We start from the raw sequence: 26908 nt of genomic DNA on the forward strand, positions 1-26908 counted from the left end.
CAAGCGAATCCGAGTTTAGTCGACCCTCACCGCGCCTCTGTTCGTTTCAGCACATAATTGCCAAATTTTCCTGCCCCGCATTCGCATGCGCAAATGCATCTCGAGGCCGGCACGGTTTCCTTATCGTCTTCGATTGGCAGACCACGGAGACGTGCGTATTGCCTGACCGGCACCCTCGCAGGGCAGATTTTTTCATTCGGATGGGTGGCATCGGTTGGATGATCTCCGACCGAGAGCGCAAGGGCCTGGCGATCATCGAAACAGCTGCGCCCGATGTCTTCGCGGGTGCACGGCAGTCAAGTCCGCCGTATTGCCAAAAATTCCCGCGACCGATGGGCCGCGGCATACTCCCGTCCGGCTTCCTCGGTGCGCTCCGGATCGGGAGACGGGAGCGGCTTTGGGAGGGACTGATTTTCGGTCACCTATCTCGGTGTCTCAAACGCAGCTGTGGCAACTCTGACACCGGGACTGCCGAATGAGCTCACAAGAAATCCGTGCAATGAGCGATCCCCGGTAAGGTTGCAATCGCACCCGGTGCGCGCGCCCAGGCTCGGATCGCCAAATTGGCCGCCTTCAAAACCGAGGGGCGCAAGATTTGAAGCGCATCGCGGATCGTTGCGCTCAGGGGCTGCTGACGGATCCGTGTGCGCAGCCGGGCAACCCGCAATGCACGCACCATCGTTTCAGGATCGGGAAGTCCGCGCTTATCCTCCAGAAGGCTCCAGGCGAGGTGCTTGAGTTCGATGGTCTCCTGGTCAATCTGAGGGAACGATCCCAATGCCGTGATGCTCGCGTGGTTGGTCGTGTCGTAGAACACAAGACCGTCGTCGATCGCCACCATGTCGCCCTGGCAGGCGAGATCGAGAAAGAACAGTTGGTCCACGCCCCAACTGATCGACTTGTAGTTTCGCATCAGGCAACCGGCCCGGATGACCTTGCCGTTGATCAGCAGGGTCGACGGGACAATCCCAAGCAATCGGGTCTTGCCCGCCAGATAGAGATCCGCCAGGCACTGCTGGCCCGAATACAGATAAACCTGGCGTCCTCGCCGGTACCTTATGCCGCTGTCCTGAACGAGATGAGATGTGGAGGTCATGAACGCAGCGGCGGGGTACGTCCTCGCCAATTCCGCAAAAGTCGCAAGCGATCCTGGCGTGAGCCAGTCGTCGTCGTGCAGCACTTTGATCCAGTCGCCGCGACATGCGAGCATCGCGTTGTTGGTATTCTCAACCTGGCCGCGGCCGCGGTGGTTCTCGATAACGCGAATGCGCGGGTCGCTCCGCGCGTGCTCGGACAGGATGCTCCAAGTCGCGCCTTCCGGACCTTCGTCGTCGCTGATCACCATTTCCCAGTCGGCGTGCTCCTGCTGCAGCACGCTTTGAATCGCACGGCGCACCATCTCCGGTCGGCGGAAGGTGGGTATTGCCACCGAAATGAATGGGCGGTGTTCCGAACTCTGGGAGCTATCGAACCGCTCGGCGTACAATTGATCCATTCATCGTACCTCGTTGATCGAAGCGGTCGTGGCTGGAAGTGGCAGACCCTTCTTCGGTTTGAGCCTGTTCGCAGAGCATCTTGAATCGAAGCGAGTGAACGAGGCGCGTGAATGCTAGGGAGACGATCTCGATGCGGTCATCGTCCATTCGCATGAACTTTGTTCCCGCAGGCCGCGACGTTTCGAAGCGGCCGCTTGTCCGCCTTGGTGAAAGAGTGTTCTGGTTCCCCTCGCTTTCTGTCGCCGCAGCAGCCGCGCCAACGCGGTGACGGATCAAGACGGGGGCGGCCAATCGAGCCGGCGTTGGTTCAGTTTCTTGCGGAGCTCTTGGAGGATTTCGCGAAGCTCTGCCGAGTTGCTTCTTTCCGAGAGGGAAGCGAGGCGCGAGCGTGATGGCGTTTTCAATCACCGGTAGATTGCCAAGGGCCGCTCGGTGACAGGTGGAGGGTGACTGCGTCCTGCCGCGACGTGCTGTCTCACCTCGCGACAATTGAACGACTTCAAATCCGGCCACGGCTCGTTTCAAAGGCTCGTTTCAAAATCGGACAGTGAGGTCGGAAACAGACCACGCCCAAACCCGGGTGCTGTCCCAATTGGGCACTCGGAACATCAAGTCAGGACAGGCTGCTTGTTGGGCTTCAGAAGCAAGAACGCCGTCCGCTTAAATGAAGCGCGGACGGCGGCTTTCCAGCCCCGGGAGGGAAATTGTAAAATCCCGATATCGTTTTGTCTGCACGTCCCGTGCCAAGGTTCATCGGGCCAGCCGCAGGAATTGGGAAAACCTTCATCCTCAAGCGTTGATGCCGCCAACGCGAATGACCACGCCGGGACAGAAACCGGATCTGTGCCGGCAACGCGATACCTCAGGCGCGTCTGCTTCTAGGCTGGCTTGGGCGGTTGAAGCCCCGGCGATCTCAGCCACTCGCTCATGTGCGAGCCGGTCTCAGCCTGTCTGGCTTTGCGGAGGAGGTCCTCTCGTTGAGGACCGTGAGGGAGGGCTTTAGCTTGTTCGCGGAGGCGTTTCGCTTCTCCGGCAAGTCGTTCTTCCAGTGACACGGTCTGCGTGAAACGACGGCGCTGCTTCATGACACAACCTCGTCTTTACGGGTCCTAACCGCAGGGTTTGAGTTCCAGCGAACTTAATATGCAGACGGGCCACCTTCAGTTCCAAAGTGAACTTTTCAAATCAAGCCACGGTGAATTTCAAACCAGGCCACCGCGCTCGGAAACAAGCCAGCACCAAATCCGGGTGCTGTCCTAATTAGGACAGCGGGGCTGTCAGATTGCGACATCAATAAAAACGCCGCCCGCTTAAATGTCGCGCGGGCGGCGGCTTTCCAGCCCCGGAGAGGTGGATGCAAAACCCCGGTGATGATGAGTGTGCACAACCTGTGCCAAGGTTTTATGTCACGTTGCGGGACGCCGCAGCGGGGATCGGGCCACCACCTACCGCGAACTTCTGAGAATCAGTATTGTCTCGAAGAAAGAACGTCGTGGGGGCAGTACTTGTTACGGGATTGCCGAAGGACTATTCGCCTGTCTAGCCAGATTACCGGCCTTTGACGCGAGCTTTCGGCTGATTGCGAAGACGACGTCTTCAAGTGAAAGAGGCCGCCACTGAGGCGGCGTTATCATTGCTTGCTGAAAATCCTGGAATTGAAAATGGCCGTGACTTCGAGAACACGGCCAGTTCTGTTACGAACTTCCACCGCGAAATGCTGGCCCGTTGAACCTTCCATGACCGCATCGCGGGCGGCATCGACAAGTGCGCCGAGCGCCATATCGTGTGCCGCCTCGGCGTCCAGCAGTTCGACGCCATCTTTGTCCTGCGAGAAGATGCCATCCGACCTGAGGTCGAAAAAATACTGAGCCATGATGCTCAGCTTACTTCGGTGCCTGCAAACCCGAGGAATTGACCCACTCTTCGAGGTGACATGCAGTGTCAGCCTGACGGGCTTTCCTCAGCATATCATCCTTCAGAACGCCTGGCGAAAGCTCTGCCGCCCGGGTACGGATATCGTCAGCGAAGACCCGCAGCCTGTCCTGAAGAGATACGGATTGTCTGATGCGTTGCCGTCTTTGCAAGGCGCTGCTCCCTGTTCGAGGGGGCGGGAGCGCTGTGATGGAGCGTTCTCGTCACCGATGGTAGCCACGATCCGGGCGGTGATGGTGAAAGTGTGCGCTCGGATCAGGGGATTAGCGAGTCCTCAATTTGTCCCGCCATTCGGAACTTTTACGAATTAGGACACTGACGAATTCAACTTGGGACACAACGGCTCAAATGCGGACAGCACGCTCCGCCGCAACTAAGCGCCATGTTATTGAGCTGGGCGTGTCGCCAAAGCAGAAAGAACGGGCGCGGCATGGATCCGGCGGCCAGCATCTTCAAGATGATCTATCGGGATCAACCAGTCGGTACGGAGGGGCTTCCTTGGCGGAAGGAAGACTTCACGAAACGAAAGAGGCCGCCAACCGAGGCGGCCTCACGAGACCCGGCCCATCGCCAACGCGCGCATTGTACGATGGACCGTTCCGGGTGGATGGCGCGAGAGTGTCGCGCCACAGACCGGAATCTCAATCCCTTGGTTCGAGTCGTTCCCGTCAGGCCGCCTACTGAGGCGGCCTTGCTTCATCCGCCTACAAAGCGGGTTTGCGTGACCGGAAATACGAAGCCGATTCCGGTCACGGCGAGGAAGGTGCAAAAATACCGGATGCGATACATGCCGAACCAACCCGGGCGTGCCGCCATGGTTCAGGAGGTCGGCGAGCTCTCCGCCCATCTGGTGGTCTAGGCCGAGGTTGGACGGAGAGCCGCGCGCCGGACCCCCGTCGCATGACAATGCTAGGAACGTGCCATGACAGTCGTGTGAAACTGTCGGCGCCGCTCAGTGGAGATCAGGCCACAAATGAAATGAAAACGCCGCCCGCTTGAAATGAAGCGCAGGCGGCGGCGTTCCAGCCCCGAGAGGGATTAGCAAAATCCCGGATATTGATCAGTCCGAATGGATGACGAGAAGGTTCAACGGCACAACGCGACCAAGCTCAAATGGATGCGTGGCGGCGCTGCGTCGAACTGGGCATTGAAATCCCCCAGGCCAATAGATACGGGCAGGAGACGAGATCGTTTCACACGCGCAGAGGCGGATTAGGGCACTTCTTTTCCGTGGTTCTATGAATGGCGAGCTTGCGCGTTTTTCCCGGAGGGATTGTCGGCTGACAGCGTGGCTGACTTGGAAGGCTACATCGAAATCCTTTTGCGAAAGCTTCGCCGGGAAGCTGGCAAAGAAGCCGCCAACTGAGGCGGCCTTAACCGGTCTTCCGTTCGAGCATCGCCATTTCAACTTGGTCGGCCAGGACTGTGAGATGACTTGCGAGGCGGTCGAATAGTTCGCGCTTAGCGGCGTCGGTCGCGGATGAGAGCGCACTCCGCCGCGTCCTTCCGCAGCTTCTCAAGTTGAACCAGATGATCTTGCATGGCCCGCTGGCCCGCTGTTTCGAGAACCAGCGGAGTCAACGCGACGGGCTTACTTCGGCGGCTGCAAGCCGGATGATTTCAACCATTCCTCAATGCGGGCGGCGACATCGGATTCGTGGGCCTTCTTCAAAAGAGCCTCTTGCTCTGGGGCCGCCTGCAATTGTTCTGCCTTTTCTCGCGCTAGTCTGGCTTCCTTGATGAGCCGCTCTCCAAGCACTCTATCCGGTTTGAATCGGAAGCGCTTCATGACTTCCTCCTGTCACAAAGTTCGCTCTGCTTAAAACTTTCAAGGGGCACAGAAGTTCTACGGAACTCTACACCTCATGTTCGCTTAGCGGAACACATTCGTTTGCGGTCCGTTCTTCAAATCCAAATCGGGCCACCGCGAAAATCAAACTAGGCCACCGCGCTCGGAAACCAGGCCAGCATCCGGGTACTGCCGAAATAGGCCACTCGGGATTGCAAAGTAGGCCACTGGTAGGAACTAAGGGATTGCCCGCCCTGTTGCATGTTGTTCCTCCCTCTAAAGGAACAGCCTTATGGCCGACGACAACAATAAAAATCCAAATGAGAAGCAGCCCGGCGAGAATCCGGACGGCAAGTACCATTTCAATCCTGGGAACATGGCCGGGAAGAAGCCCGGGGATCCGGAGCAGACTGCCGAAAACCGTGGCGAGCAGCCGCACGAGGACAAAGAAAAACCCGCCGGTTAGATGCCGGCCACTCGCAGATGCGAAGTAGGGCCACTATAGGACCGCACCGGACGGCGGCTTTATGGCCGGCCACTCACCGAAGAAAAATGGGAATGGATTGTTTATCCCAGGATCGGGCAAGGAGATCGCTTCGCAGGAATGGCTCCCACTAGAGCGGCCTCAAAGGGAGCGCGGGCCTACATCGATGAGAAGCTGGATGGAAAAGAGGCCGCCAACTGAGGCGGCCTCAAATCATCAGGATCAGCCAGACGATTAGGCCAGCGTTCACGGTGCCTACGGTGACAATACCTGTCTGAATAAGTCGCTCGGTCATGGTGTCACCCCCCGATTGAGAGGGAACCCTGCGCTCAATCGGAACGAGCGTCTATGCAGATTGTGCCAGACCCGGGAAATTTCGGTAATATATGACGGCGTGTTCCGCCCGTGAATACACCTTATGGTTGGCCCAGAACAAAACAGGCCACGTGTCATTTCAAACCAGGGCAATGTCGCCGGAAACAGGCCAGTACCAAAATCCGCGAAAGAACATATTGCGAACTTGGAACAAATAGGGTACATTACTTTTATCGCCGGCCCGCCCCGCCAATCGTTTGTCCCTCTAGCGAATCCTCGCCATAAGGAGCACGACCCAATGTCCAACACTGCCCTGCGTATCGTCGAAGGATCTTCCATGGACAAGAGTAAAGCTCTGGCCGCCGCGCTCTCCCAGATCGAGCGCCAGTTCGGCAAGGGCTCGGTGATGAAGCTCGGCAAGAACGACCGGTCGATGGATGTCGAGGCGGTGTCCTCGGGTTCCCTCGGGCTCGACATTGCGCTCGGGATCGGTGGTCTGCCGAAGGGGCGCGTCGTGGAAATCTACGGGCCGGAATCCTCGGGCAAGACCACGCTGGCGCTGCACACGGTGGCGGAAGCGCAGAAGAAGGGCGGAATCTGCGCCTTCATCGACGCCGAGCACGCGCTCGACCCGGTCTATGCGCGCAAGCTGGGCGTCAACATCGACGAGCTCCTGATTTCGCAGCCGGACACGGGCGAGCAGGCGCTGGAAATCTGCGACACGCTGGTGCGCTCGGGTGCGGTAGACGTGCTGGTGGTCGATTCGGTCGCGGCTCTGGTGCCGAAGGCCGAGCTCGAGGGCGAGATGGGCGACGCGCTGCCGGGTCTCCAGGCCCGTCTGATGAGCCAGGCGCTGCGCAAGCTGACGGCCTCCATCAACAAATCCAACACCATGGTGATCTTCATCAACCAGATCCGCATGAAGATCGGTGTGATGTACGGCTCGCCGGAAACCACGACCGGCGGCAACGCGCTGAAATTCTATGCCTCCGTCCGTCTCGACATCCGCCGCATCGGCGCGATCAAGGAGCGGGACGAAGTGGTTGGCAACACGACGCGCGTCAAGGTGGTGAAGAACAAGCTGGCGCCGCCCTTCAAGCAGGTCGAATTCGACATCATGTACGGCGAGGGCGTCTCCAAGATGGGCGAGATCCTCGATCTCGGCGTCAAGGCCGGCATCGTCGAAAAGTCCGGCGCCTGGTTCTCCTATGACAGCCAGCGCCTCGGCCAGGGCCGCGAGAACTCGAAAGCGTTTTTGAAAGCCAACCCCGACATCACCGCCAAGATCGAGACCTCGATCCGCCAGAACTCCGGCCTGATCGCCGAGCAGATTCTCGCCGGTGCACCGGAGCGTGACGCCGACGGCGAGGAGCCGGCGGACGAGTAAGGCCTAACGCGAAGAACTTTCGCGAGGAGCGGGCGCTGAGGACGTTGAGTTGCCGACGTCGTCAGTGCCCGTTTCGTTTTGTGGGGCGTTCGCGATGAAACGCGTGATCCTGACCAGTTCGTCCGGCGTCGGTCTTGCCCATGCGGATCGCGCCGACATGGTCGTGCCGTTCATCTTTCGCTTCGTTTCGGGGCCACTGCCTACCTCGCATCACCTCGAGCAATACCTGACGGGAGGCTATGTCAGAGGCGATCCGGAGGTGCGTTGGTCCGATCTTGTTGGCCGGTTGCCTCAGACCGGTCTCGCGCACAAAGAGACAGGCCTGATTTGGTTTTGCGAGACCTATGGCGTCGATCTCATCGAGCTGTGGTTCGACCCTGAGCCCAATAGTCAGTTGCAACTGATCTGGATCCTCGATTATTTGCGGTCCCATCCATCGATCACCGATCGTCTGAGATTGCGACGTGTCAATTTCGATCTGCGCGGAGCGGACGGCACAGAGCTTCGCGATCGTATGGTGCGGGAATTGGAGGTCGCGGACTGCGACTTCGAGATCGCCAACATGGCCTGGGAAGCCTACCGGGCGCCAACGCCGGAGCTCTGTTTCGGATTGCTCGGCAGGGATTTCCCCAGGCTGCCCTTCCTGAAGCCTGCGATGGAACAATTGCTGGCAGAACTGCCATCACCAATCACCGGACTAGGTACGACGGAAGCGCGGCTTCTCGACCTGATTGCGCGGGGGCACAACCGTACCAAGGAGCTGTTTCAACCGGACGGTCCGCTGCAAACGCGCGTGTTCGATCAATGGGAATTGGGCCCGCTGCTCGAAGGGCTTGGGTCCGGCCCAATGCCGGTGATCACGGGTCTCGATCCGAAACTCGCGACGCTGGCCCCGCACGATGCGCGAGGCCGCAACGCCGCCTTTCGCCGAAGCCGGCTATCGCTCACCGAATTTGGGGAAGCGGTCCTTGAAGGCCGGGAGGATTTCCGCCGTCAAACCCCGATCAGACGCTGGTGGGGCGGAACGCTTCTGACCAACGAACGGCTGTGGCGTTGGGACCGACAGAACCGTTCGCTCGTTGCACCCTTGATACGCGTTCGGGGACGTAGGGTGGGCAAAGGCGCGCAAGCGCCGTGCCCACCATATTCCAACGCGCATAAAGGTGGTGGGCACGCTTCCGCCTTCGCTCTTCGAGCTACGGCGGACAAGTCGCTTTGCCCACCCTACGAAGCTACGATCCCTTACTCCGCCGCTTCCGCGTAATCGCTCACCGGCGGGCACGAGCACACCAGGTTGCGGTCGCCATAGACGTTGTCGACGCGACCGACCGGGCACCAGTATTTGTCGGTGCGCGAGACGCCGTCGGGAAAGCAGCCCTCGGCGCGGGTGTAGGCGCGATTCCAATCGTCGTCCGCGATGTCGTGCACGGTGTGCGGGGCGTGACGCAAAGGCGAAGCCTCGATCTTGAAGCGGCCGGCCTCGACCTCGGCGATCTCCTTCCGGATCGCGATCATGGCGTCGCAGAACCGGTCCAGCTCCGCCTTCGATTCCGACTCGGTCGGCTCGATCATCAGCGTCCCCGGCACCGGAAAACTCATGGTCGGGGCATGGAAGCCGTAATCGATCAGGCGTTTTGCGATGTCGTCCACGGTGACGCCCGACGTCGTCTTCAGCGCGCGCGGGTCGACGATGCACTCATGTGCGACGCGGCCCTTCGCGTTCTTGTAGAGCACCGGGAAGTGCGCATCGAGGCGCGCGGCAATGTAGTTGGCGTTGAGGATCGCGATCTCGGTGGCGCGCTTCAGGCCGTCACCGCCCATCATCAGAATGTAGATGTAGGAGATGGTCAGGATCGACGCCGAGCCGAACGGCGCGGCCGAGACCGGGCCGACCGGTGCTTCGGCTTGCGTCGCCGGATGACCGGGCAGGAACGGCGCGAGATGCGCCTTCACGCCGATCGGGCCCATACCGGGGCCGCCGCCGCCATGCGGGATGCAGAAAGTCTTGTGCAGGTTGAGATGGCTGACGTCGGCGCCGTAATCGCCGGGCCGCGACAGGCCGACCTGCGCGTTGAGGTTGGCGCCGTCCAGATAGACCTGGCCGCCATGGCCGTGCACGATGTCGCAGATCTCGCGGATGTGCTCCTCGAACACGCCATGTGTCGAGGGATAGGTGATCATGACCGCGGCGAGATCGGCCGAATGCTTCTCGGCCTTGGCGCGGAGATCGTTGACGTCGACGTCGCCGTTCTTTTCGCAGGCGACCACCACCACGTCCATGCCGACCATCGCGGCCGAAGCCGGGTTGGTGCCGTGGGCGGAGGAGGGGATCAGGCAGATTTTTCGGTGCGTCTCGCCGCGCGCGGCATGATAGCCGCGGATCGCGAGCAGCCCGGCATACTCTCCTTGCGCGCCCGAATTCGGCTGCAGCGAGATCGCGTCATAGCCGGTGATATCGCACAGCCATTTTTCCAGCCGCGCGAACAGTGCGTGGTAACCCTTGGCCTGCTCGCGCGGGGCGAACGGGTGCAGGCTGCCGAACTCCGGCCAGGTCAGCGGCATCATCTCGGTCGTCGCGTTCAGCTTCATCGTGCAGGAGCCGAGCGGGATCATGGCGCGGTCGAGCGCGAGGTCGCGATCGCTGAGCTTGCGCATGTAGCGCAGCATCTCGGTTTCCGAGCGATGCGCGTGGAACACGGGATGGGTGAGGAAGGCGGTGGTGCGCTTGAGCGACTCCGGCAGCGCCTCGCGCGTGGTGGCGTCGATCTCGGCATAGGTGAGCGTGCCGCCGAATGCGCGCCAGACCGCTTCGACGGTTGCCGGCGTTGTGGTCTCGTCGAGCGCGATGCGCAACGCCGTCTCACCGACGCTCAGGTTGATCTTCTCGGCAGCCGCGCGCGCGACGATCTCGGCGCGCTTGGCACCGGCGTCCACGCTGAGCGTGTCGAAGAAGCTATCCGACTGCGGCGCAAAGCCGAGCTTGCGCAAGCCCGCTGCGAGCACGGCGGCGCGGCGATGCACGTTGCGCGCGATCTGCGAGAGACCCTCGGGGCCGTGATAGACCGCGTACATCGAGGCGATCACGGCGAGCAGCACCTGCGCGGTGCAGATGTTGGAGGTCGCCTTCTCGCGGCGGATGTGCTGCTCGCGGGTCTGCAGCGCGAGGCGATAGGCCGGCATCCCGCGCGAGTCCACGGAGAGGCCGACGATGCGGCCGGGCAGCGAGCGCTTCAGTGCATCGCGCACCGCCATATAGGCCGCGTGCGGCCCGCCATAACCCATCGGCACACCGAAGCGCTGCGCCGAGCCGATCGCGATGTCGGCGCCCAACTCGCCGGGCGAGGCGAGCAGCGTCAGTGCCAAGAGATCGGCGGCAACGATCGCGAGCGCGCCCTTGGCCTTCAACGTCGCGATCGCGGGCCTGAGGTCGCGCACGGCGCCCGAGGAGCCCGGATATTGCAGCAGCGCGCCGACCACGTCGGCCTTGTCGAGATCGGCGAGGGGATCACCGACGATCAGGGTCCAGCCCAGCGGCTCGGCGCGGGTGCGCATCACCGCCAGCGTCTGCGGATGCACGTCCTTGTCGACGAAGAAGGCTTTTGCTTCGACCCGCGAGTGGCGCTCGGCGAGCGCCATGGCTTCGGCCGCGGCGGTCGCCTCGTCGAGCAGCGAGGCGTTGGCGACGTCGAGCCCGGTGAGGTCGCAGATCATGGTCTGGAAGTTGAGCAGCGCCTCCAGCCGGCCCTGGCTGATCTCGGGCTGGTAGGGCGTGTAGGCCGTGTACCAGGCCGGGTTCTCCAAAATGTTGCGCTGGATCACCGCGGGCAAAACCGTGCCGGAATAGCCCTGGCCGATCAGCGAGGTGAAGACCTGGTTCTCTCGCGCGAGCTCGGCCATGTGCGCGATCGCCTCGGTCTCGCTCAAGGGCTTGCCGAGGTCGAGCGGGGCGGTCTGCCGGATCGAGGCCGGCAGCGTCTCCGCCATCAGGGCGTCCACGCTCTTGGCGCCGACGGCCTCCAGCATTGCGGTGACGTCGCGCGCCGACGGGCCGATGTGGCGGCGAACGAAGGTGGCGGCGGTGTCGCCATTGGATTTGCGGTGCGCGGTCATCATGGGTCCTCGCTTTAGATTTCGCTGTCGCCGTCATGCCCCGCGAAGGCGGGGCATCCAGTAAACGCAGGCGTCACGGCTTGAGCCGAGAAGCCGCGGCGTACTGGATCACCCGCCCCAGTGCGCAGTGCGCACAAGGCGGGTGATGACACCGAATATGAGGTCAGAGTTCGCTTCATCTCACGCCGTATGTGCCTTGTAGGCGGCCTCATCCATGAGGCCGCCGAGCTCGCTCTTGTCGGCAATTCTGATCTTGAAGAACCACGCCTTGCCTTGCGCGTCCGAGTTCACCAGCGCCGGCTCGGCGGCGAGCGCGTCGTTGGTCTCGAGCACTTCGCCCGTAACAGGCGCGTAGACGTCGGAGGCGGCCTTCACCGACTCCACGACGGCGGCGGCTTCGGCCTTCTTCAGCGCACGGCCGGCTTTGGGCAGCTCGACGAACACGACGTCGCCGAGCTGGGACTGCGCGTAGTCGGTGATGCCGACGGTGGCGACGTCGCCGTCGATGGCCAGCCATTCGTGGTCGGAGGTGTACAGCGTCGTGGTCATTGTCTTGTCCTCAGCGTTTGTAGGTGTTTTTCACGAAAGGCATGGCGGCGACCGTGAGCGGCAGCCGCTGGCCGCGCACCTCGGCGAACAGTTTTGTATCGAGCGCGCTCGATGCCGTGGGCACGTAGCCCATCGCGACCGGCGCATTCAGGCTCGGGCCGAAGCCGCCCGAGGTGACCTTTCCGATCGGCTCGCCGCCGGCGTCATCCGCAAACAGCAGCGCGCCCTCGCGCACCGGCGCGCGGCCTTCCGTACGCAGGCCGACGCGGCGGCGGCTTGCGCCGTTATCGAAATGAGCGAGGATCGCATCAGTGCCGGGAAAGCCGCCGGTGCGCGCGCCGCCGCTGCGGCGACTCTTCTGCACCGACCATTCCAGCGCGGCCTCGACCGGCGTGGTGGCGGTGTCGATGTCGTGGCCGTAGAGGCAGAGCCCGGCTTCCAGCCGCAGGCTGTCGCGGGCCCCTAAGCCGATCGGCATCACATCGGGATTGTCCAGCAGCGTTTTGGCGAGGCGCTCGGCATCGGCCGCGGGGACCGAAATCTCGAACCCGTCCTCGCCGGTGTAGCCGGAGCGCGAGACGAAGCAGTCGAGGCCGGCGACCTTGTGCGGGCCGGCATCCATGAACTTCATGGCGGGCGCCTCTGCACACAATTTCGCCAGCACCGCTTCCGCCTTCGGGCCCTGCAGCGCGATCAGGGCGCGGTCTTGAAGCGAATCGATGATGCAGTCGTCCGAGAGATGCGCGCGCAGATGCGCCTCGTCCGCTTCCTTGCAGGCGGCGTTGACGACCAGGAACAGGTGATCGCCGAAATTGGCGACCATCAGATCGTCGAGAATGCCGCCGTCCGGATTGGTGAACTGGGCATAGCGCTGCCGTCCCGGGGCGATCGCCACGATATCCTGCGGCACCAGCCGTTCCAGCGCGCGGGCGGCGTCCTCGACCTTGCCCGACTTCGGCCGGAGCGCGAGCTGGCCCATATGGGAGACGTCGAACAGGCCGGCGGAGGAACGGGTATGGAGGTGCTCTTTCAGGACGCCCGCGGGGTACTGAACGGGCATGTCATAGCCCGCGAACGGCACCATCTTGCCGCCGAGGGAGACATGAAGCCCGTGAAGGGGCGTACGTTTGAGGGAATCTTGGTCGTGGCGCGCAAGCATTACGGGGCCCTCGGCGGTTCCCCGGGGACGATTCCCCGATGGACACCAGTCGAAGCCCCATCTGTCGCTGTGCCTGAGAGTATTATCCCGTCGGCGGACGCAGTCCGGGCCAACCCTTATGAAAAGGTATTTGCCCGTCGGCGCCTCTTTCCAGATGTCGTCAAAGCCACGCGGTCCTTTTGCCTGAGAGTTTCCGGGGCGGTTGCTCCTTCGGCGCCGGCACCAAAGCCGGTCTCTCCCGACGTGGCCGTACGATACAGATGGGTACAGACCACAGGCCGGCCAAGCCTGTCAACGCGCACCTGGCGGCTTTCAACGGGATTGCAAACGGGATTGCGCGCCTGCGGCAACTCACTGATCTCCTTGCACAGTTTCTGGACAGCGCAGCTGGCCTTGTCTAAAAGCGCTTTGACCCGCAGATATCAGCCCAAATGCCCGGTTTGGATGGCGTATCGCGGGTCCAAGCACACCCGATTGGATGAACATGAGCGGCGTCAACGAGATCAGGTCGACCTTTCTGAACTTCTTTGCCGAGAACGGCCACGAGATCGTGTCGTCCTCGCCATTGGTGCCGCGCAACGATCCCACGCTGATGTTCACCAATGCCGGCATGGTGCAGTTCAAGAACGTCTTCACCGGCGTCGAGAAGCGGCCCTATCAGCGCGCCACCACGTCGCAGAAATGCGTGCGCGCCGGCGGCAAGCACAACGACCTCGACAATGTCGGCTACACCGCGCGCCATCTCACCTTCTTCGAGATGCTCGGCAATTTCTCGTTCGGCGACTATTTCAAGGAGCGCGCGATCGAGCTGGCCTGGACCCTGATCACGCGGGAGTTCGGGCTCAAGAAGGACAAGCTGCTCGTCACCGTCTACCACACCGACGACGAGGCGGCCGGGCTGTGGAAGAAGATCGCGGGCTTCTCCGACGACCGCATCATCCGCATCCCGACCTCGGACAATTTCTGGGCGATGGGCGACACCGGGCCGTGCGGCCCGTGCTCGGAGATCTTCATCGACCGCGGCGACCACATCTGGGGCGGACCTCCGGGCTCGCCGGAAGAGGATGGCGATCGCTTCCTCGAATTCTGGAATCTCGTGTTCATGCAATACGAGCAGGTGACGAAGGAGGAGCGCGTGGATCTGCCGCGTCCCTCGATCGACACCGGCATGGGGCTGGAGCGCATGGCCAGCATCATGCAGGGCGTCGACAGCGTGTTCGAGACCGATCTGTTCCGCCATCTGATCGATGCGACGTCGTCGGCGCTCGGCGCCGGGCCGAACGAGCAGACCGTGGCCTCGTTCCGCGTCATTGCCGACCATTTGCGTTCCTCGGCCTTCCTGGTCGCGGATGGCGTGCTGCCCTCCAACGAGGGCCGCGGCTATGTGCTGCGCCGGATCATGCGCCGCGCGATGCGCCATGCGCAGCTGCTGGGTGCCAAAGAGCCGCTGATGCATCGCCTGGTCTGGGCGCTGGTCCGCGAGATGGGCCAGGCCTATCCCGACCTGATGCGCGCGGAGAATCTGATCGAGGAAACGCTGCGGCTGGAAGAGACCCGCTTCCGCAAGACGCTGGTGCGCGGCCTTGCCATCCTCGACGAGAAGAGCGCGTCCCTGAAGAAGGGCGACATGTTTGACGGCGACGTCGCCTTCACGCTGTACGACACCTACGGTTTCCCGCTCGACCTGACCCAGGACGCACTGAAATCGCGCGGCATCGGCGTCGACCAGGCCTCCTTCACCGACGCGATGGAGCGCCAGAAGGCCAAGGCGCGCGAGTCCTGGAAGGGTTCGGGCGAGGCGGCTTCCGAAGCGATCTGGTTCCCGCTGCGCGAGAAGCTCGGGGCCACCGAATTCCTCGGCTATGAGACCGAGAGTGCCGAAGGCGTGGTCTCCGCGCTGGTGAAGGACGGCCAGGAAACCGCGAGCCTCAAGGCCGGCGAGACCGGCGCGATCGTGCTCAACCAGACGCCGTTCTACGCGGAATCAGGCGGTCAGGTCGGCGACACCGGCGTGCTCAGCGGCGAGGGCGGCATCAAGTTCCGCGTCACCGACACGCAGAAGAAGCTCGGCGATCTCTTCGTTCACGTCGGCACCGTGGAGAGCGGCGAGCTGAAGCTCGGCACCGCGCTGCAGCTCGAGGTCGATCACGGCAGGCGTTCCTCGATCCGCGCGCACCATTCGGCAACGCATCTCATCCACGAGGCGCTGCGCCAGGTGCTCGGCGACCACATCGCCCAGCGCGGCTCGATGGTCGCGCCGGATCGTTTGCGTTTCGACTTCGTGCATCCGAAGCCGATCACGGCGGAAGAGCTTGCCCGCGTCGAGGACATCGCCAACGACGTGGTGCTGGAGAACGACGAAGTCACGACACGCGTGATGGGAGTCGATGAAGCGCGCGAGGCCGGCGCGCGCGCGCTGTTCGGCGAAAAGTATGGCGACGAGGTCCGCGTCGTCTCGATGGGCCGGACCGCGCGGGAGCGCGGCACCAACGCGCTCGGCTGGTCCGTCGAGCTCTGCGGCGGCACCCATGTGAAGCGCACCGGCGACATCGGCCTGATCACGCTGACCGGCGAGAGCGCGGTCGCCTCCGGCGTGCGCCGCATCGAGGCGCTGACCGGCAACTACGCGCGCAGGCACGCCAACGAGACCATGGCGCTGGCGAAGACCGCGGCCAACGAGCTGCGCACCTCGATCGACGACGTCCCGGCGCGCATCACAGCCCTGATGGAGGAGCGCAAGAAGCTCGAGCGCGAGCTCTCCGACGCCCGCAAGAAGCTCGCGATGGGCGGCGGTACATCCGTCGGGAACGGCGCAGCCGCAGGCGTGCGCGAGGTCGGCGACGTCAAGCTGATGGCGCGCGCGGTCGAGGGCATCGAGATGAAGGATCTCAAGAGCCTTGCGGACGACGGCAAGAAGCAGATCGGCTCCGGCGTGGTCGCCATCGTCGGCGTCACCGAGGACGGCAAGGCCGGGATCGTGGTCGGCGTCACCGCCGATCTCACCGCGCGCTTCAATGCCGTGAACCTGGTGCGCGTCGCCTCCGAGGCGCTCGGCGGCAAGGGCGGCGGCGGCCGGCCCGACATGGCGCAGGCTGGCGGTCCCGATGGCGCCAAGGCGCCCGAGGCGCTCGCGGCGATCGAAAAAGCGATGGCAGGCGCGTAAACGGCCATGCGCCTCGTTCCGCGAGGACGTGGCTCGGCCGATCCCAACCTAAGGGATCGCCTGTACGAATTGCTGGAGCACGATCCGCTCGCCTACTCGATCGGGTCGCGCTTCATCCAGGTGATCATCAGCGTCATCGTGCTCGACGTGGTCGCGATGATCCTCGCCTCGGTGCCGGAGCTCGACGCGCGGTTCGACACGCTGTTCAGCGCGGTCGCCGTCCTCGCCGTCATCGTGTTCGCGCTCGAATATCTGGCGCGGCTGTGGACCGTGGCGGGGCACACCCAGCGCAACGGCTCCGCGCTGTCCGACCGGCTCTCTTATGCCTTCTCCGCGCTCGGTATCATCGACCTCATGGCGTTCCTGCCGGCCGCGATCGTGCTGGCCACCGGCCGGCACGCGACGCTGGCTGGGCTCGGCGTGCTGCCGTTCTTCAAGCTGATCCGTTATTCGCCGGCGATGCGCTCGCTGCTCGCGGCCATCCATGCCGAGCGGCGTGCGCTGATCGGCTGCATCGTCATCCTGATCGGCGTGGTACTGACCTTCGCCTCGCTGCTCTACGCCATCGAGCGTGATGTGCAGCCCAGCAAGCTCGGCACCATTCCGGACGCGATGTGGTGGGCAATCGTGACGCTCGGCACCGTCGGCTATGGCGACGTCGTGCCGGTGACGCCGCTCGGCAAATTCGTCTCGGTGTTTGCGATCATCTCAGGTTTTGCCATGATCGCGCTGCCGGTCGCGATCATCTCGACCGCCTTTGCCGAGGAGGTGAGGCGGCGCGACTTCGTGGTGACCTGGGGCATGCTGGCGCGGGTGCCGTTGTTCTCGCATCTTTCGGCCGCGGAGATCGCCGACATCATGCGGCTGCTCCGCGCCCGCACCATCGAGCAGGGCGAGATATTGGTGCGCCGTGGCGATACCGCCTCGTCGATGTATTTCATCACTGCCGGCGAGGTCGAGATCACGCTGCCGAGCCAGCAGGTGCGGCTCGCCGACGGCACGTTCTTTGGCGAGATCGCGCTGCTGCACAAGACCAAACGCAGCGGTACGGTGACGGCGACGCGCAAGACGCGGCTGCTCGTGCTCGACGCCCAGGATTTTCACGCGCTGATCGAGCGCATGCCGACGCTCGCCGCCCACGTCCACCAGACCGCGAAGGCACGGCTCGAGGAGACCGGCGATCTTGCGGCGGCAGAATTGGCGCAGGCGGAGCGCGACGACACCGCCTCCTAAGCGGTCAGCCCTTCTTCAGGAAAATGTAGTCGGCCGAGTAGGGCGCGCTTTTGAATTCGCCGGCCTTGTCGCAAGAACCCTCGAGCTTGCCGCCGTGGGTGTTGATGCGCTGGACGGTGGTGACGGGCGTCAGCACGCCGCTGCCGCGGCGGGAGGCGACCTCCAGCTTGAGCCAGGGGATATCGGCGGCGGTTGCGCCCGGCGCGTTGCCGATGGCCTTGCTGGCCACGGCGCTGCCGTCGGCGAGTTCCCAGTTCGGGCCGGCATAGTGGCGGCCGACGGTCTTGCCCTCGGCGAGCAGCGTCGCCACCGGCTCGCGGAAGGCCCAGGCAAGCTTGCCGTCGGCGGCTGCCTTGCAGTCATAGACCTGCGCGCCTTCGGCATGGACGCTGAGCACGACGGTCTCGCCGGGGGCGGCGATGGCGTCGGGGAGCGGCTCCGCGGCGGCGGCCGGCCCGGCCAGGGCGGCCAGCAGCATCAGGCAGGGGACAGCGAACTTGACGATGGACATGGGTGGCCTCCGCGCAACGGTGTCAAAATGAATGGGCCGCGCCCAAGCGCGGCCCATAATGATGTCTAACCCCGATCAGGCAAAAATAATGCGCGGGCTTACGCCAACGCTTTCGTGAGGTTCTCTGCGACCTTGTCGAGGAAGCCGGTGGTCGAGAGCCAGCGCTGGTCGGCGCCGACCAGGAGCGCGAGGTCCTTGGTCATGTAGCCTTCCTCGACGGTGTCGACGCAGACCTTCTCCAACGTGCTCGCGAACTTGGCAAGCTCGGCATTGTTGTCGAGCTTGGCGCGATGCGACAGGCCGCGGGTCCAGGCGAAAATCGACGCGATCGAGTTGGTCGAGGTCTCCTTGCCCTTCTGGTGCTCGCGGTAATGGCGGGTCACCGTGCCGTGAGCGGCTTCGGCTTCCACGGTCTTGCCGTCGGGGGTGAGCAGCACCGAGGTCATCAGGCCGAGCGAGCCGTAGCCCTGCGCGACCGTATCGGACTGCACGTCGCCGTCGTAGTTCTTACAGGCCCAGACATAGCCGCCGGACCACTTCAGGGCCGAAGCCACCATGTCGTCGATCAGGCGGTGCTCGTAGGTCAGGCCCTTGGCCTCGAATTCCTTTTTGAACTCGCGGTCGTAGATGTCCTGGAAGATATCCTTGAAGCGGCCGTCATAGACCTTGAGGATGGTGTTCTTGGTCGAGAGGTAGACCGGGTAGTTGCGCAGCAGGCCGTAGTTCAGCGAGGCGCGTGCGAAGTCGATGATGGAGTCGTCGAGATTGTACATCTGCATCGCGACGCCGGACCCCGGGGTCTTGAACACTTCCTTCTCGATGACGGTGCCGTCCTCGCCGACGAACTTCATCGTCAGCGTGCCCTTGCCGGGGAACTTGATGTCGGTGGCGCGATACTGGTCGCCATAGGCGTGGCGGCCGATGATGATCGGCTTGGTCCAGCCGGGAACCAGGCGCGGCACATTCTTGCAGATGATCGGCTCGCGGAAGATCACGCCGCCGAGGATGTTGCGGATGGTGCCGTTCGGCGACTTCCACATCTGCTTGAGGTTGAACTCCTTCACCCGGGCCTCGTCCGGGGTGATAGTGGCGCACTTGACGCCGACGCCGACCTTCTTGATGGCTTCGGCGGCGTCGATGGTGACCTGATCGTTGGTCTCGTCGCGGTACTCCATGCCCAGGTCGAAATACAGCAGCTCGACATCAAGGTACGGGTTGATCAGCTTGTCCTTGATGTACTGCCAGATGATCCGGGTCATCTCGTCGCCATCGAGTTCGACGACGGGGTTGGACACCTTGATTTTTGCCATGATCGGGGAAGCCTCTTAGGAACGGCGCTTTGGCGCGCCACGGGAATATCCGCCGCCTCTTAGCACCGGACTGCAGCGGGCGAAAGCCAAGGGATTATGCACTTTTAGCTCATCCAGCTTGCCCAGATGGGGGGCGGGGCGGGCCCTGCCGCGGGGGCGAGCCTCAGGCTTCAGAAGAGATTCAAAAGTCGAATCCAACCCGTTATTTCCCTTGAGAATTTCGTCAGGACAGGCAAACGACAGGCGAACGGGCAGCCGGCCCCTTGGGCCGGCTTTGAATCAATTCCTGAAGAGCGCCTTGCCAAGGCCTTGAGAACCAGTGTGAAAGCGAAGCGAGATGTCGGGGACTGACAAGAGCAAGGCGGGCCTTTCCCTCGACGGTCCCATCGTGATCCTGGTCGAGCCGCAGCTTGGCGAAAACATCGGCATGGCCGCGCGCGCCATGGGCAATTTTGCGCTCAGCCGATTGCGCATCGTCAATCCTCGCGACGGCTGGCCCAATATCGCCGCGCAGCGCGCCGCGGCCGGCGCCGACTATATTCTGGAAGAGGTCGAATTGTTCGACACGGTCGGCGAGGCGGTCGCCGACCTCGATCTGCTGTTCGCCACCACCGCGCGTCCCCATGACCAGGCCAAGCCGGTGGTGGGGCCCGAGGCAGCCGCGGCCGAGATCTCGGGTCACGTCGCGACCGGGGGCAAGGCCGGCATCCTGTTCGGCCGCGAGCGCTGGGGGCTGACCAACGAGGAGGTTGGGCTCTCGAATCGCATCATCACCTTCCCGGTCAATCCGGGCTTTGCCTCGCTCAACCTCGCCCAGGCCGTGCTGCTGGTTGGCTATGAATGGTTCAAGCGGGCAACGTCAGGCGAGCTGCCGCACAGCATGCCCGAGCGGTCCGAGCGCGCCTCGCAGCACCAGATGCAGGCCTTCTTCGACAACCTCATCCGCGAGCTCGACCGGGTCGAATTCCTGCGCCCGGCCGAGAAGCGCGACACCATGCTGGTCAACCTGCGCAACATCTTCAGCCGGATGGAGCCGACCAAGCAGGACATGCACACCCTGCATGGTGTGGTGATGGCGATCGCGGAAGGGCGCAAGGGCCCGGCCAAGGGCGGCGTGCTCGACGGCGAGCAGGCCACGCGCCTGCGCGCGTTGCTGGCCGAGCACGGCCAGGGCGGCGGCGTACCCGACAGCGGATCGACCGTGCGCGGCCTCGCCCGCCTGCTCCGCCGCAACCCGACCGATGCCGAGCGCCTGCTCTGGCAGGCCCTGACCCGCGACCGCCGCTTCGCAGGAGGGTTCAAGCGCCAGACCCCGGTCGGCCGGCACATTCCCGATTTCGTCTCGTTCCCGCACCGGATCGCGATCGAGCTGGTCAACCCGGGCGAGGGCGAGACCATCGCGGCTGATCGTGCGGGTCGGCGGACGTGGCTGGAGGCGCGCGACTATCGCGTGCTGGAGATCCGGGCAGCGGACGTCGAGCGCGATCTCGAGGCGGAGCTGGTGCGGTTGCAGGGGATGATCGAGCAGAGCGCGTAGGCCGGAGCTCTCGTAGGGTGGGCAAAGGCGCGTAGCGCCGTGCCCACCATTTTGCCTTCGAGCGCGATGGTAGGCCCGCTTCGCTTTGCCCACCCTACGAGATCGCGCTTGTGGGGTGCGTTAGTCGTACTGCGTCAGGCGGCGCTTGCGACCGGGGCTTTTGGGCCGCTCTGCTGCAGCCGACGTAACGCCGCGAGGTTGGTCTCGACCGAGGCGAGGCAGCAACGCGATTTACCGCCTGACTTCGCCTCGTAAAGTGCTGCATCGGCGACCGCGAGCAATTCCTCGACTTCGGCGCCATGATCCGGCGACATCGCAATGCCGACGCTGGCGCCGACACCGGCGCGCACCTCGCCGCCGAGCTCATAGGAGACGGCAACCTCGCTGATGAGGCGGTATCCCGCCTCCTGGGCCATTTCGGCCGTGACGCCGTCGACGAGCACGACGAACTCGTCGCCACCCATCCGGGCGACCACCGCGCCGTCCGGCAGCGCCCGGCGCACGCGCCCGGCCACCGCTTTCAGCACCTCGTCGCCCGCCGCATGTCCGAACGTGTCGTTGACCGGTTTGAAGTCGTCGAGATCGAAGAACATCACAGCGAACCGTCGTTCGGCGTGGGCTCCAAGTCTGGCGCTGAGTGCCTCGACGAAGCCCGCGCGATTGAGCAGCCCCGTGAGTGCATCATGATGTGCGCGATGGCTGTTCTCGCGTTCGGCGCGCATGGTGGTGATCAGCATCCGATTGAGGCGGAAGGCGGCGGCCGTCATCGCGGCCAGATACATCGGCACCTGGAGGTAGACGATGTAGAACAGCGGCTCGCCGGCGAACGCAGCGCCGGGGATGATGGGACCGAGGCTCAGCAGGATCATGGTCCCGGCCAGCCGCGGCGCGCCGAAATTGCGGAAGCAGATGCCGCCAACCATCGCCGCCGCCGAGAGCGAGGCCAGCATGGCGACGACCCAGTCCCCGCTGGCCAGGCTGGCAACGACGCCAAATCCAACGCTGGCGCTCCAGGCGACCGCGAGCAGGAGATGAAGGTCGGTCGGCGTCGGGCAGTGGGCACGCGCCCTGCGATGCGCGCTGACGAGCACGGCGAGGCGGGTCAGGCAGATCGCGATCTCCATGACCAGCCAGACAATGAATGGTGCAGTCTGCTTGCGGCCAGCGATCACGGCGGCGACGGCAATGGTGTTGACGGCGCCGGCAGCAAAAACCGGCAGCGATCCATAGAGCTGGACAATGAGCGCGGCGCGGATGTCGTCGGGAACACCTAGCCCCGGCTCGGCGAGCCAGCGTGTCAGGCGCCAGCGTGGCGCACTGTAGAGTCCCTCGTCCGATTGCATTGCAGAGCGTCCCCGTATTCCGGGCGCCAACAACGATGACCACTCCTAACAAGCCTTTTAAGACAGCCATCGATTGCCGGGCGTGCTTGACGCAAGGTAAACCGTCGCAAGCGCGGCCGCGGGCGTGCAGGAGAATGCGGATTGGTGCAGGCCGAAGGTGCGGCGACGGATGTGTTGCGTGATTAGAGGTAGGTAGGGCAAAGCGACTTGTCCGCCGTAGCTCGAAGAGCGCAGGCGGAAGCATGCCCACCATGTCGCTCAACGGAGCTGAGACAGAAGTGGTGGGCACGGCGCTGTGCGCCTTTGCCCACCCTACGAAGTACGCCCGAGCTGCACCTCGCGCTCCACCGCAATCCATGTCGTCCTCGCCACGGCCAGCAGTCCCCCGGCTTCATCGTGGAGCGCGGCCTCGGCCATGCGCTTGCGGCCGTCGCGGCCGGTTGGCCAAGCCGTGATGACGCAGCGGTCTCCGGGGCGCGGCCGGGCTTCGATCCGTGCCGACATCCGGCCCAGCAGCAGTGGCGTCTTGTCGAAGGTCGCGCTCTGCTGATCGCAATTGCAGGCAAAGCCGGTGGGACAATCGAGCGCCGACCAGAGAAATTCTGACGCAACCAGGCCGTCCTCGGCGGCCAGATTCGAGTCCGGCGTCCAACTCGCCGCGAGAACGGCGTTGTGACGTCCGAGCGGGCCGGCGAAGATGCGCAGGCCGTCGCCTTTCGCTCTTGCGGGACCGCAGACGAAACAGTTCGGCAGCGGATGCTCGTGCGGCTTGAACAGCGCCAGCAATTCGGCTGCGCGTGCTTCCTGCAAACGGGCTGTCTCAAGGCGCGCAAGCTCGACGCTGGCCACCCGCGCGGTCGCGACGACCTTGGCGCCGTCACGAAGCTCCCATGTGCCGTCGGCGGTCGCGGCCGCATCGAGCGATTTGTCTAGAGGAGGCGGCGCGCGCAGCGTCACCTCGGCGCCGCCGGAAATGTGGCGGGCCAGCCGGCCGCAGACATAGCCGCCATTCCCGGAGTTCGGAGGACCGCAAAAGCGCTTGTCGATGATGATCTCGGTCATCGGTTCTGTCCTCTCTTCCTCGTCGGGCGCAGTCTACCTGATCTTGAGGACAATGCGTCCCAGAACCGCGCGATTGGCGACGGCGCGCATGGCGTCGCCGGCCTCCTCCAAAGGGAGGACGCGATCGATGTGCGGGCGGATCTTTCCGTCGGCCAGCAATTGCATCAGCGTGTCATTCATGCGCGCGGCCTCCGCGGAGAATTTCTCCGCCCAGGCGCCGACAAAGACGCCGATGATGGCGTAATTTTTCAGGAGAGGCAGGTTCATCGGGATCTGTGGAATCTCGCCGCCGGTGAAGCCGATCGGCATCAGCCGTCCGTCCCATCTCATCAGCCGGGCCATCTGCTCGAAGATCGCGCCGCCGACGTTGTCGAGACCGACATCGATGCCTTCTCCCGATGTGATCGACTTGATCCGGTCGCGCAGGTCTTCGCTGCGATAGTTGACGACTTCGCTCGCCCCGTAACGCCGCACCAGGGCGGCCTTGTCGTCGGAGCCGACGCCGGCGACGACGCGCAGGCCGAGATGACGGCCGAGGTCGACGGCGGCAAGGCCAACCCCGCCGGCTGCGCCGGTGAGGAACAGCGTTTCCCCGCGTTGTGCCCGTGCCCGCTCGACCAGCGCATAATAGGCCGTGCCGTAATTGTGCAGCACCGTCGCCCCGGCTTCGAACGCGACGCCATCAGGCAGCCGTACGCTCTTCGATTCCTTCACGATCATCCGTTCGGCGTAGCCGCCGGTCCAGGCACTGCACGCCACGCGATCGCCGGGTGCGAACATCGTGACCTTGTCGCCGACCACGACGACGACGCCGGAAGCTTCGGTGCCGGGCACGAAGGGCGTCGGCGGCCGCATCTGGTAGAGGCCCGAGACCAGCAACTGGTCCATGAAGCTCACGGACGCCGCATGGACGTCGATGAGAATCTCGTCGCCGGCAGGCCGCGGCGTCGCGATCTCACCGAGGCGCAGATCCGCAGGGCCAGTGAACGAATTGCACAGAACCGCTTTCATCGGGGCGCTCCGAAAATGCGCGGCAACAGCATCGGAACGCGCCGGCGATAGTCCTGGTAGGTCGCGCCGAACTCGGCGATCAAATCCCGCTCCTCGAACTGCAGGGCGACCAGGATGTAGGCCGTGTTCGCAATCGCGAACAGCAGATGGCCGGCGGTCATCTCGGGCGTCGCCCAGAACGCGAGCAGAAAGCCGAGCATGAGCGGATGCCGCACGATCTTGTAGAGCAGCGGCGTCCGGAAGGATTGACCTGATATCTCGGCTCCGCGCAACGCGACGAGAGCCTGGCGCAGGCCGAACAGATCGAAATGATCGATCATGTAGGTCGATGCGAACGCGATCAGCCAGCCGAGCCAATGTACGCCGGTCAGGAGCCACGCCGTAATGCCGCTGGCCTGCCAAATCGGCGTCGGGATCGGACGCCACTGCCAGAACAGCAGCACGAGGACCAGGCTGGAGAGCAGCACATAGGTGCTGCGCTGGCAGGCCACTGGAAGAAATTTGGCCGACCAGCGTTTGAAGGCCGGGCGCGCCATGACGCTGTGCTGGATGGCAAACAGGCTCATCAGCAGCAGGTTGACGACGATAGCCTCACCCAAATTCGCAGGCGCGCCGACGTCGATCGACGTGTCGATTGACTTGGGCACGACATAATTGCCGACGAAACCGAGCGCGTAGAGGAATGAAGCCGTGAAGACGGCGTAGCTCACGATGGCGTAGAGCAGGATTGCGAGGCGCGCGAACATGGTTTTTCCTATTGTGCCGATGGCGGCGGTGCCGCATTCAGGAGCCTGAACCGCTCGCTGGCGAGCGGGCTCGATCTGGCCTGACCGCTATCGCTGGACCGTCCCCTGCGCGTCCCCCGGGGGCGCCGACCGGGGAGGGAGGATCTCCATGACGGCCTTTTCGCTTGTCACGTTCGGGTTCCCCGAGGTCCATGCCGACGACCGCCCGATCAAGCTGGCCTTACGCAAGGGGCTAGCGCTGCTGGTCTATCTCGCGGAAGCCAAAGGCCCCGTCGCGCGCGACGTCATTGCCACGCTGCTATGGCCCGAGACTTCCCGCGAGACCAGCCTCGCGCGATTGCGGCGTCTGCTTCACCGCGTCGAGCTCACGCTCGGCCAGGCGGTTTTCGAGACCGACCGCACGAGCTTGCGTTGGTCTCCGGAGGTCGAGCTGAAGATCGACTCGCATCAGTTCGAGCGCGCCTGCGACCGCGGCGACTTTGAAGAGGCCTGCCGGATTTATCGCGGCGACTTCCTGGCGGGCTTTTCTCCGGACGACTGTCCTGAGTTCGACGATTGGGCGTTCTTTCGCCGCGAGGCGCTGCGGGGGCGGCTCGTGCAGGCGCTCGAGCGTCTGGTGCAGGACAGGAATGCCGCGGGCGATCATCTCGCCGCGACACTGCATGCGGGCCGTCTGGTCGAGCTCGATCCGCTCAGCGAGGTGTATGGCCGGCACCTGATCCGCAGCCTGCTGCTGGCGGGCGACCGAAGCGCGGCGGAACGGCATCACGCCGCACTAGCGCAGCGGCTTCGGGACGAGCTTGGGGTCGCGCCGGAAGCCGAGACCGAGGCGCTCATGAGCCGCGCGGCCGCGCCGCTGCGCGATGCTCTTCCAGCGACACGCTACGTGAAGGGCGCCGGCGTGCATCTGGCGTATCAGACCTACGGAAGTGGTCCGCTCGACATCCTGGTTATGCCCGGCTTCGTCTCGCATGTGGAGCGCGCCTGGGAGAACCCTGCGAGCCGGACGTTTCTGGCTTCATTGATGAGGCTTGGGCGGCTGATCGTTTTCGATCGCCGCGGCATCGGCCTGTCCGACCGGGTCGGATCGGCCCCCGGCATCGACGTCACCGCGGAAGACATCGGCACGGTGCTGCGGGCGGCGGACTCGCGCCGCGTCGTGTTGTTTGGCGCATCCGAATGCGGGCCGGCCTGCATCAAATTTGCGGTCGAGGAATCCCGCCATGTGGCCGGGCTCATTCTGTTCGGCGCACTGGCCAAGGGCTGCTGGTCGGAGGACTATCCGCACGCGCTGCGCGCCAGCCAGTATGACGCCTGGAGCAAGCACCTGATTGCGCAATGGGGCGGCCCGGTCGGGATCGAAGCCTTCGCGCCGAGCCTGGCCAATGATCCGCAGGCGCGCGCGTGGTGGGCGGGGCTGTTGCGCGCGGCGTCCAGTCCCGGCGGCATCTTTGCCGTGCTCGAGGCCTTTCGCGACGCCGACGTGCGACACCTTCTGGCGCGGATTGCGGTGCCGACGCTGGTGCTGCATCGTCGGGACGACAAGGCCGTGCGGATCGCGGCCGGGCGCGACATCGCGAGCCGGATCACCGGTGCGGAATTCGTTGAGCTCGACGGCAATGACCATTGGTTCTTTGCCGGCGATCAGCAGCCGGTGCTCGAGGCGATCAAGCGGTTCACGGAGGCTTTACCGCGTGAGGGGAGGTCGAGGCGGTGACGCCTCAAGCCTCATTTATTGGCACGTTTCGTGCCTCCCAAAGCGGCACAAACG

General features: G+C 63.9%; 19 protein-coding genes and 1 riboswitch. Of the genes, 7 read left to right on the forward strand and 12 right to left on the reverse strand.

What is annotated here, in order from left to right:
- Positions 1-481: 481 nt before the first annotated feature.
- The 3 genes from AC1DW2_RS23000 to AC1DW2_RS23010 all read right to left on the reverse strand — a co-directional run bounded on the left by AC1DW2_RS23000 (position 482) and on the right by AC1DW2_RS23010 (position 5217).
- The gene (locus AC1DW2_RS23000; RefSeq protein ID WP_085404276.1) at positions 482-1495 is read right to left on the reverse strand and encodes a glycosyltransferase family 2 protein; all 1014 of its coding nucleotides are present in this window, start codon (positions 1493-1495) and stop codon (positions 482-484) included.
- Positions 1496-3126: 1631 nt separating this feature from the next.
- On the reverse strand, positions 3127-3369 hold the full coding sequence (locus AC1DW2_RS23005; RefSeq protein WP_085404277.1) for a DUF6894 family protein: 243 nt from the start codon (positions 3367-3369) through the stop codon (positions 3127-3129).
- Positions 3370-5019: 1650 nt separating this feature from the next.
- The gene (locus tag AC1DW2_RS23010) at positions 5020-5217 is read right to left on the reverse strand and encodes a hypothetical protein (protein ID WP_063982347.1); all 198 of its coding nucleotides are present in this window, start codon (positions 5215-5217) and stop codon (positions 5020-5022) included.
- 292 nt (positions 5218-5509) lie between these two features.
- Between AC1DW2_RS23010 and AC1DW2_RS23015 the strand changes: the two genes are divergently transcribed.
- From AC1DW2_RS23015 to AC1DW2_RS23025, 3 genes are all read left to right on the forward strand, one after another.
- Positions 5510-5683 (forward strand): hypothetical protein, encoded by a 174-nt coding sequence (locus AC1DW2_RS23015; protein WP_166091088.1) that lies wholly within the window; start codon positions 5510-5512, stop codon positions 5681-5683.
- 631 nt (positions 5684-6314) lie between these two features.
- The gene (gene recA / locus AC1DW2_RS23020; RefSeq protein WP_085404279.1) at positions 6315-7403 is read left to right on the forward strand and encodes a recombinase RecA; all 1089 of its coding nucleotides are present in this window, start codon (positions 6315-6317) and stop codon (positions 7401-7403) included.
- A gap of 94 nt (positions 7404-7497) precedes the next feature.
- The gene (locus tag AC1DW2_RS23025; protein ID WP_354130341.1) at positions 7498-8667 is read left to right on the forward strand and encodes a hypothetical protein; all 1170 of its coding nucleotides are present in this window, start codon (positions 7498-7500) and stop codon (positions 8665-8667) included.
- On the opposite strand, the gene gcvP is transcribed toward AC1DW2_RS23025, so the two are convergent.
- The 3 genes from gcvP to gcvT all read right to left on the reverse strand — a co-directional run bounded on the left by gcvP (position 8646) and on the right by gcvT (position 13221).
- Positions 8646-11513 (reverse strand): aminomethyl-transferring glycine dehydrogenase, encoded by a 2868-nt coding sequence (gcvP, locus tag AC1DW2_RS23030; RefSeq protein WP_085404371.1) that lies wholly within the window; start codon positions 11511-11513, stop codon positions 8646-8648. The two genes, AC1DW2_RS23025 and gcvP, sit on opposite strands and share 22 nt — an antisense overlap.
- 180 nt (positions 11514-11693) lie before the next feature.
- Positions 11694-12062, reverse strand: coding sequence for a glycine cleavage system protein GcvH (gene gcvH / locus AC1DW2_RS23035; RefSeq protein WP_085404280.1), 369 nt, complete (start codon positions 12060-12062; stop codon positions 11694-11696).
- A gap of 10 nt (positions 12063-12072) precedes the next feature.
- Positions 12073-13221 carry a glycine cleavage system aminomethyltransferase GcvT gene (gene gcvT / locus AC1DW2_RS23040; protein ID WP_085404281.1) on the reverse strand — a complete coding sequence of 383 codons (1149 nt, stop codon included), beginning with the start codon at positions 13219-13221 and terminating at the stop codon, positions 12073-12075.
- A 162-nt stretch (positions 13222-13383) separates the two neighbouring features.
- A riboswitch (glycine riboswitch) is annotated at positions 13384-13472 on the reverse strand.
- Between the two features lie 233 nt (positions 13473-13705).
- Between gcvT and alaS the strand changes: the two genes are divergently transcribed.
- Entirely contained in the window at positions 13706-16384 is a 2679-nt protein-coding gene (gene alaS / locus AC1DW2_RS23045) for an alanine--tRNA ligase (RefSeq protein WP_085404372.1), read from the forward strand.
- A 6-nt stretch (positions 16385-16390) separates the two neighbouring features.
- Complete coding sequence (locus AC1DW2_RS23050) at positions 16391-17617, forward strand: cyclic nucleotide-gated ion channel (protein WP_085404282.1); 1227 nt, start codon at positions 16391-16393, stop codon at positions 17615-17617.
- Between the two features lie 4 nt (positions 17618-17621).
- Here the strand turns inward: AC1DW2_RS23050 and AC1DW2_RS23055 are convergent, their stop codons facing one another.
- Positions 17622-18128: a DUF3455 domain-containing protein gene (locus AC1DW2_RS23055; RefSeq protein WP_477007176.1), complete on the reverse strand. Its 507-nt coding sequence runs from the start codon at positions 18126-18128 to the stop codon at positions 17622-17624.
- A gap of 98 nt (positions 18129-18226) precedes the next feature.
- A complete protein-coding gene (locus AC1DW2_RS23060) occupies positions 18227-19438 on the reverse strand; it encodes an NADP-dependent isocitrate dehydrogenase (protein ID WP_071912356.1) in 1212 nt (403 codons plus the stop codon).
- Positions 19439-19775: 337 nt separating this feature from the next.
- Between AC1DW2_RS23060 and AC1DW2_RS23065 the strand changes: the two genes are divergently transcribed.
- On the forward strand, positions 19776-20975 hold the full coding sequence (locus AC1DW2_RS23065) for a TrmJ/YjtD family RNA methyltransferase (RefSeq protein ID WP_477007177.1): 1200 nt from the start codon (positions 19776-19778) through the stop codon (positions 20973-20975).
- A gap of 134 nt (positions 20976-21109) precedes the next feature.
- Here the strand turns inward: AC1DW2_RS23065 and AC1DW2_RS23070 are convergent, their stop codons facing one another.
- The 4 genes from AC1DW2_RS23070 to mddA all read right to left on the reverse strand — a co-directional run bounded on the left by AC1DW2_RS23070 (position 21110) and on the right by mddA (position 25137).
- Positions 21110-22318: a diguanylate cyclase domain-containing protein gene (locus tag AC1DW2_RS23070; RefSeq protein ID WP_477007178.1), complete on the reverse strand. Its 1209-nt coding sequence runs from the start codon at positions 22316-22318 to the stop codon at positions 21110-21112.
- A 312-nt stretch (positions 22319-22630) separates the two neighbouring features.
- Positions 22631-23380 (reverse strand): hotdog family protein, encoded by a 750-nt coding sequence (locus AC1DW2_RS23075; protein ID WP_085404287.1) that lies wholly within the window; start codon positions 23378-23380, stop codon positions 22631-22633.
- Between the two features lie 33 nt (positions 23381-23413).
- Positions 23414-24391 (reverse strand): NADPH:quinone oxidoreductase family protein, encoded by a 978-nt coding sequence (locus AC1DW2_RS23080; protein ID WP_477007179.1) that lies wholly within the window; start codon positions 24389-24391, stop codon positions 23414-23416.
- Positions 24388-25137, reverse strand: a complete 750-nt coding sequence (gene mddA / locus AC1DW2_RS23085) for a methanethiol S-methyltransferase (RefSeq protein ID WP_477007180.1) — start codon at positions 25135-25137, stop codon at positions 24388-24390. Before mddA ends, AC1DW2_RS23080 begins: the two co-directional genes overlap by 4 nt.
- Before the next feature lie 148 nt (positions 25138-25285).
- Between mddA and AC1DW2_RS23090 the strand changes: the two genes are divergently transcribed.
- The gene (locus AC1DW2_RS23090) at positions 25286-26854 is read left to right on the forward strand and encodes a bifunctional AfsR/SARP family transcriptional regulator/alpha/beta hydrolase (RefSeq protein WP_477007181.1); all 1569 of its coding nucleotides are present in this window, start codon (positions 25286-25288) and stop codon (positions 26852-26854) included.
- Positions 26855-26908 lie beyond the last annotated feature (54 nt).

The organism is Bradyrhizobium sp. P3_C3 (genome assembly GCF_056402655.1).

Bases quoted from the DNA above. Each gene is read 5' to 3' on its own strand.
- AC1DW2_RS23000 (WP_085404276.1), bottom strand. From the start codon at position 1,495: ATGGATCAATTGTACGCCGAGCGGTTCGATAGCTCCCAGAGTTCGGAA.
- AC1DW2_RS23005 (WP_085404277.1), bottom strand. From the start codon at position 3,369: ATGGCTCAGTATTTTTTCGACCTCAGGTCGGATGGCATCTTCTCGCAG.
- AC1DW2_RS23010 (WP_063982347.1), bottom strand. From the start codon at position 5,217: ATGAAGCGCTTCCGATTCAAACCGGATAGAGTGCTTGGAGAGCGGCTC.
- AC1DW2_RS23015 (WP_166091088.1), top strand. From the start codon at position 5,510: ATGGCCGACGACAACAATAAAAATCCAAATGAGAAGCAGCCCGGCGAG.
- recA (WP_085404279.1), top strand. From the start codon at position 6,315: ATGTCCAACACTGCCCTGCGTATCGTCGAAGGATCTTCCATGGACAAG.
- AC1DW2_RS23025 (WP_354130341.1), top strand. From the start codon at position 7,498: ATGAAACGCGTGATCCTGACCAGTTCGTCCGGCGTCGGTCTTGCCCAT.
- gcvP (WP_085404371.1), bottom strand. From the start codon at position 11,513: ATGACCGCGCACCGCAAATCCAATGGCGACACCGCCGCCACCTTCGTT.
- gcvH (WP_085404280.1), bottom strand. From the start codon at position 12,062: ATGACCACGACGCTGTACACCTCCGACCACGAATGGCTGGCCATCGAC.
- gcvT (WP_085404281.1), bottom strand. From the start codon at position 13,221: ATGCTTGCGCGCCACGACCAAGATTCCCTCAAACGTACGCCCCTTCAC.
- alaS (WP_085404372.1), top strand. From the start codon at position 13,706: ATGAGCGGCGTCAACGAGATCAGGTCGACCTTTCTGAACTTCTTTGCC.
- AC1DW2_RS23050 (WP_085404282.1), top strand. From the start codon at position 16,391: ATGCGCCTCGTTCCGCGAGGACGTGGCTCGGCCGATCCCAACCTAAGG.
- AC1DW2_RS23055 (WP_477007176.1), bottom strand. From the start codon at position 18,128: ATGTCCATCGTCAAGTTCGCTGTCCCCTGCCTGATGCTGCTGGCCGCC.
- AC1DW2_RS23060 (WP_071912356.1), bottom strand. From the start codon at position 19,438: ATGGCAAAAATCAAGGTGTCCAACCCCGTCGTCGAACTCGATGGCGAC.
- AC1DW2_RS23065 (WP_477007177.1), top strand. From the start codon at position 19,776: ATGTCGGGGACTGACAAGAGCAAGGCGGGCCTTTCCCTCGACGGTCCC.
- AC1DW2_RS23070 (WP_477007178.1), bottom strand. From the start codon at position 22,318: ATGCAATCGGACGAGGGACTCTACAGTGCGCCACGCTGGCGCCTGACA.
- AC1DW2_RS23075 (WP_085404287.1), bottom strand. From the start codon at position 23,380: ATGACCGAGATCATCATCGACAAGCGCTTTTGCGGTCCTCCGAACTCC.
- AC1DW2_RS23080 (WP_477007179.1), bottom strand. From the start codon at position 24,391: ATGAAAGCGGTTCTGTGCAATTCGTTCACTGGCCCTGCGGATCTGCGC.
- mddA (WP_477007180.1), bottom strand. From the start codon at position 25,137: ATGTTCGCGCGCCTCGCAATCCTGCTCTACGCCATCGTGAGCTACGCC.
- AC1DW2_RS23090 (WP_477007181.1), top strand. From the start codon at position 25,286: ATGACGGCCTTTTCGCTTGTCACGTTCGGGTTCCCCGAGGTCCATGCC.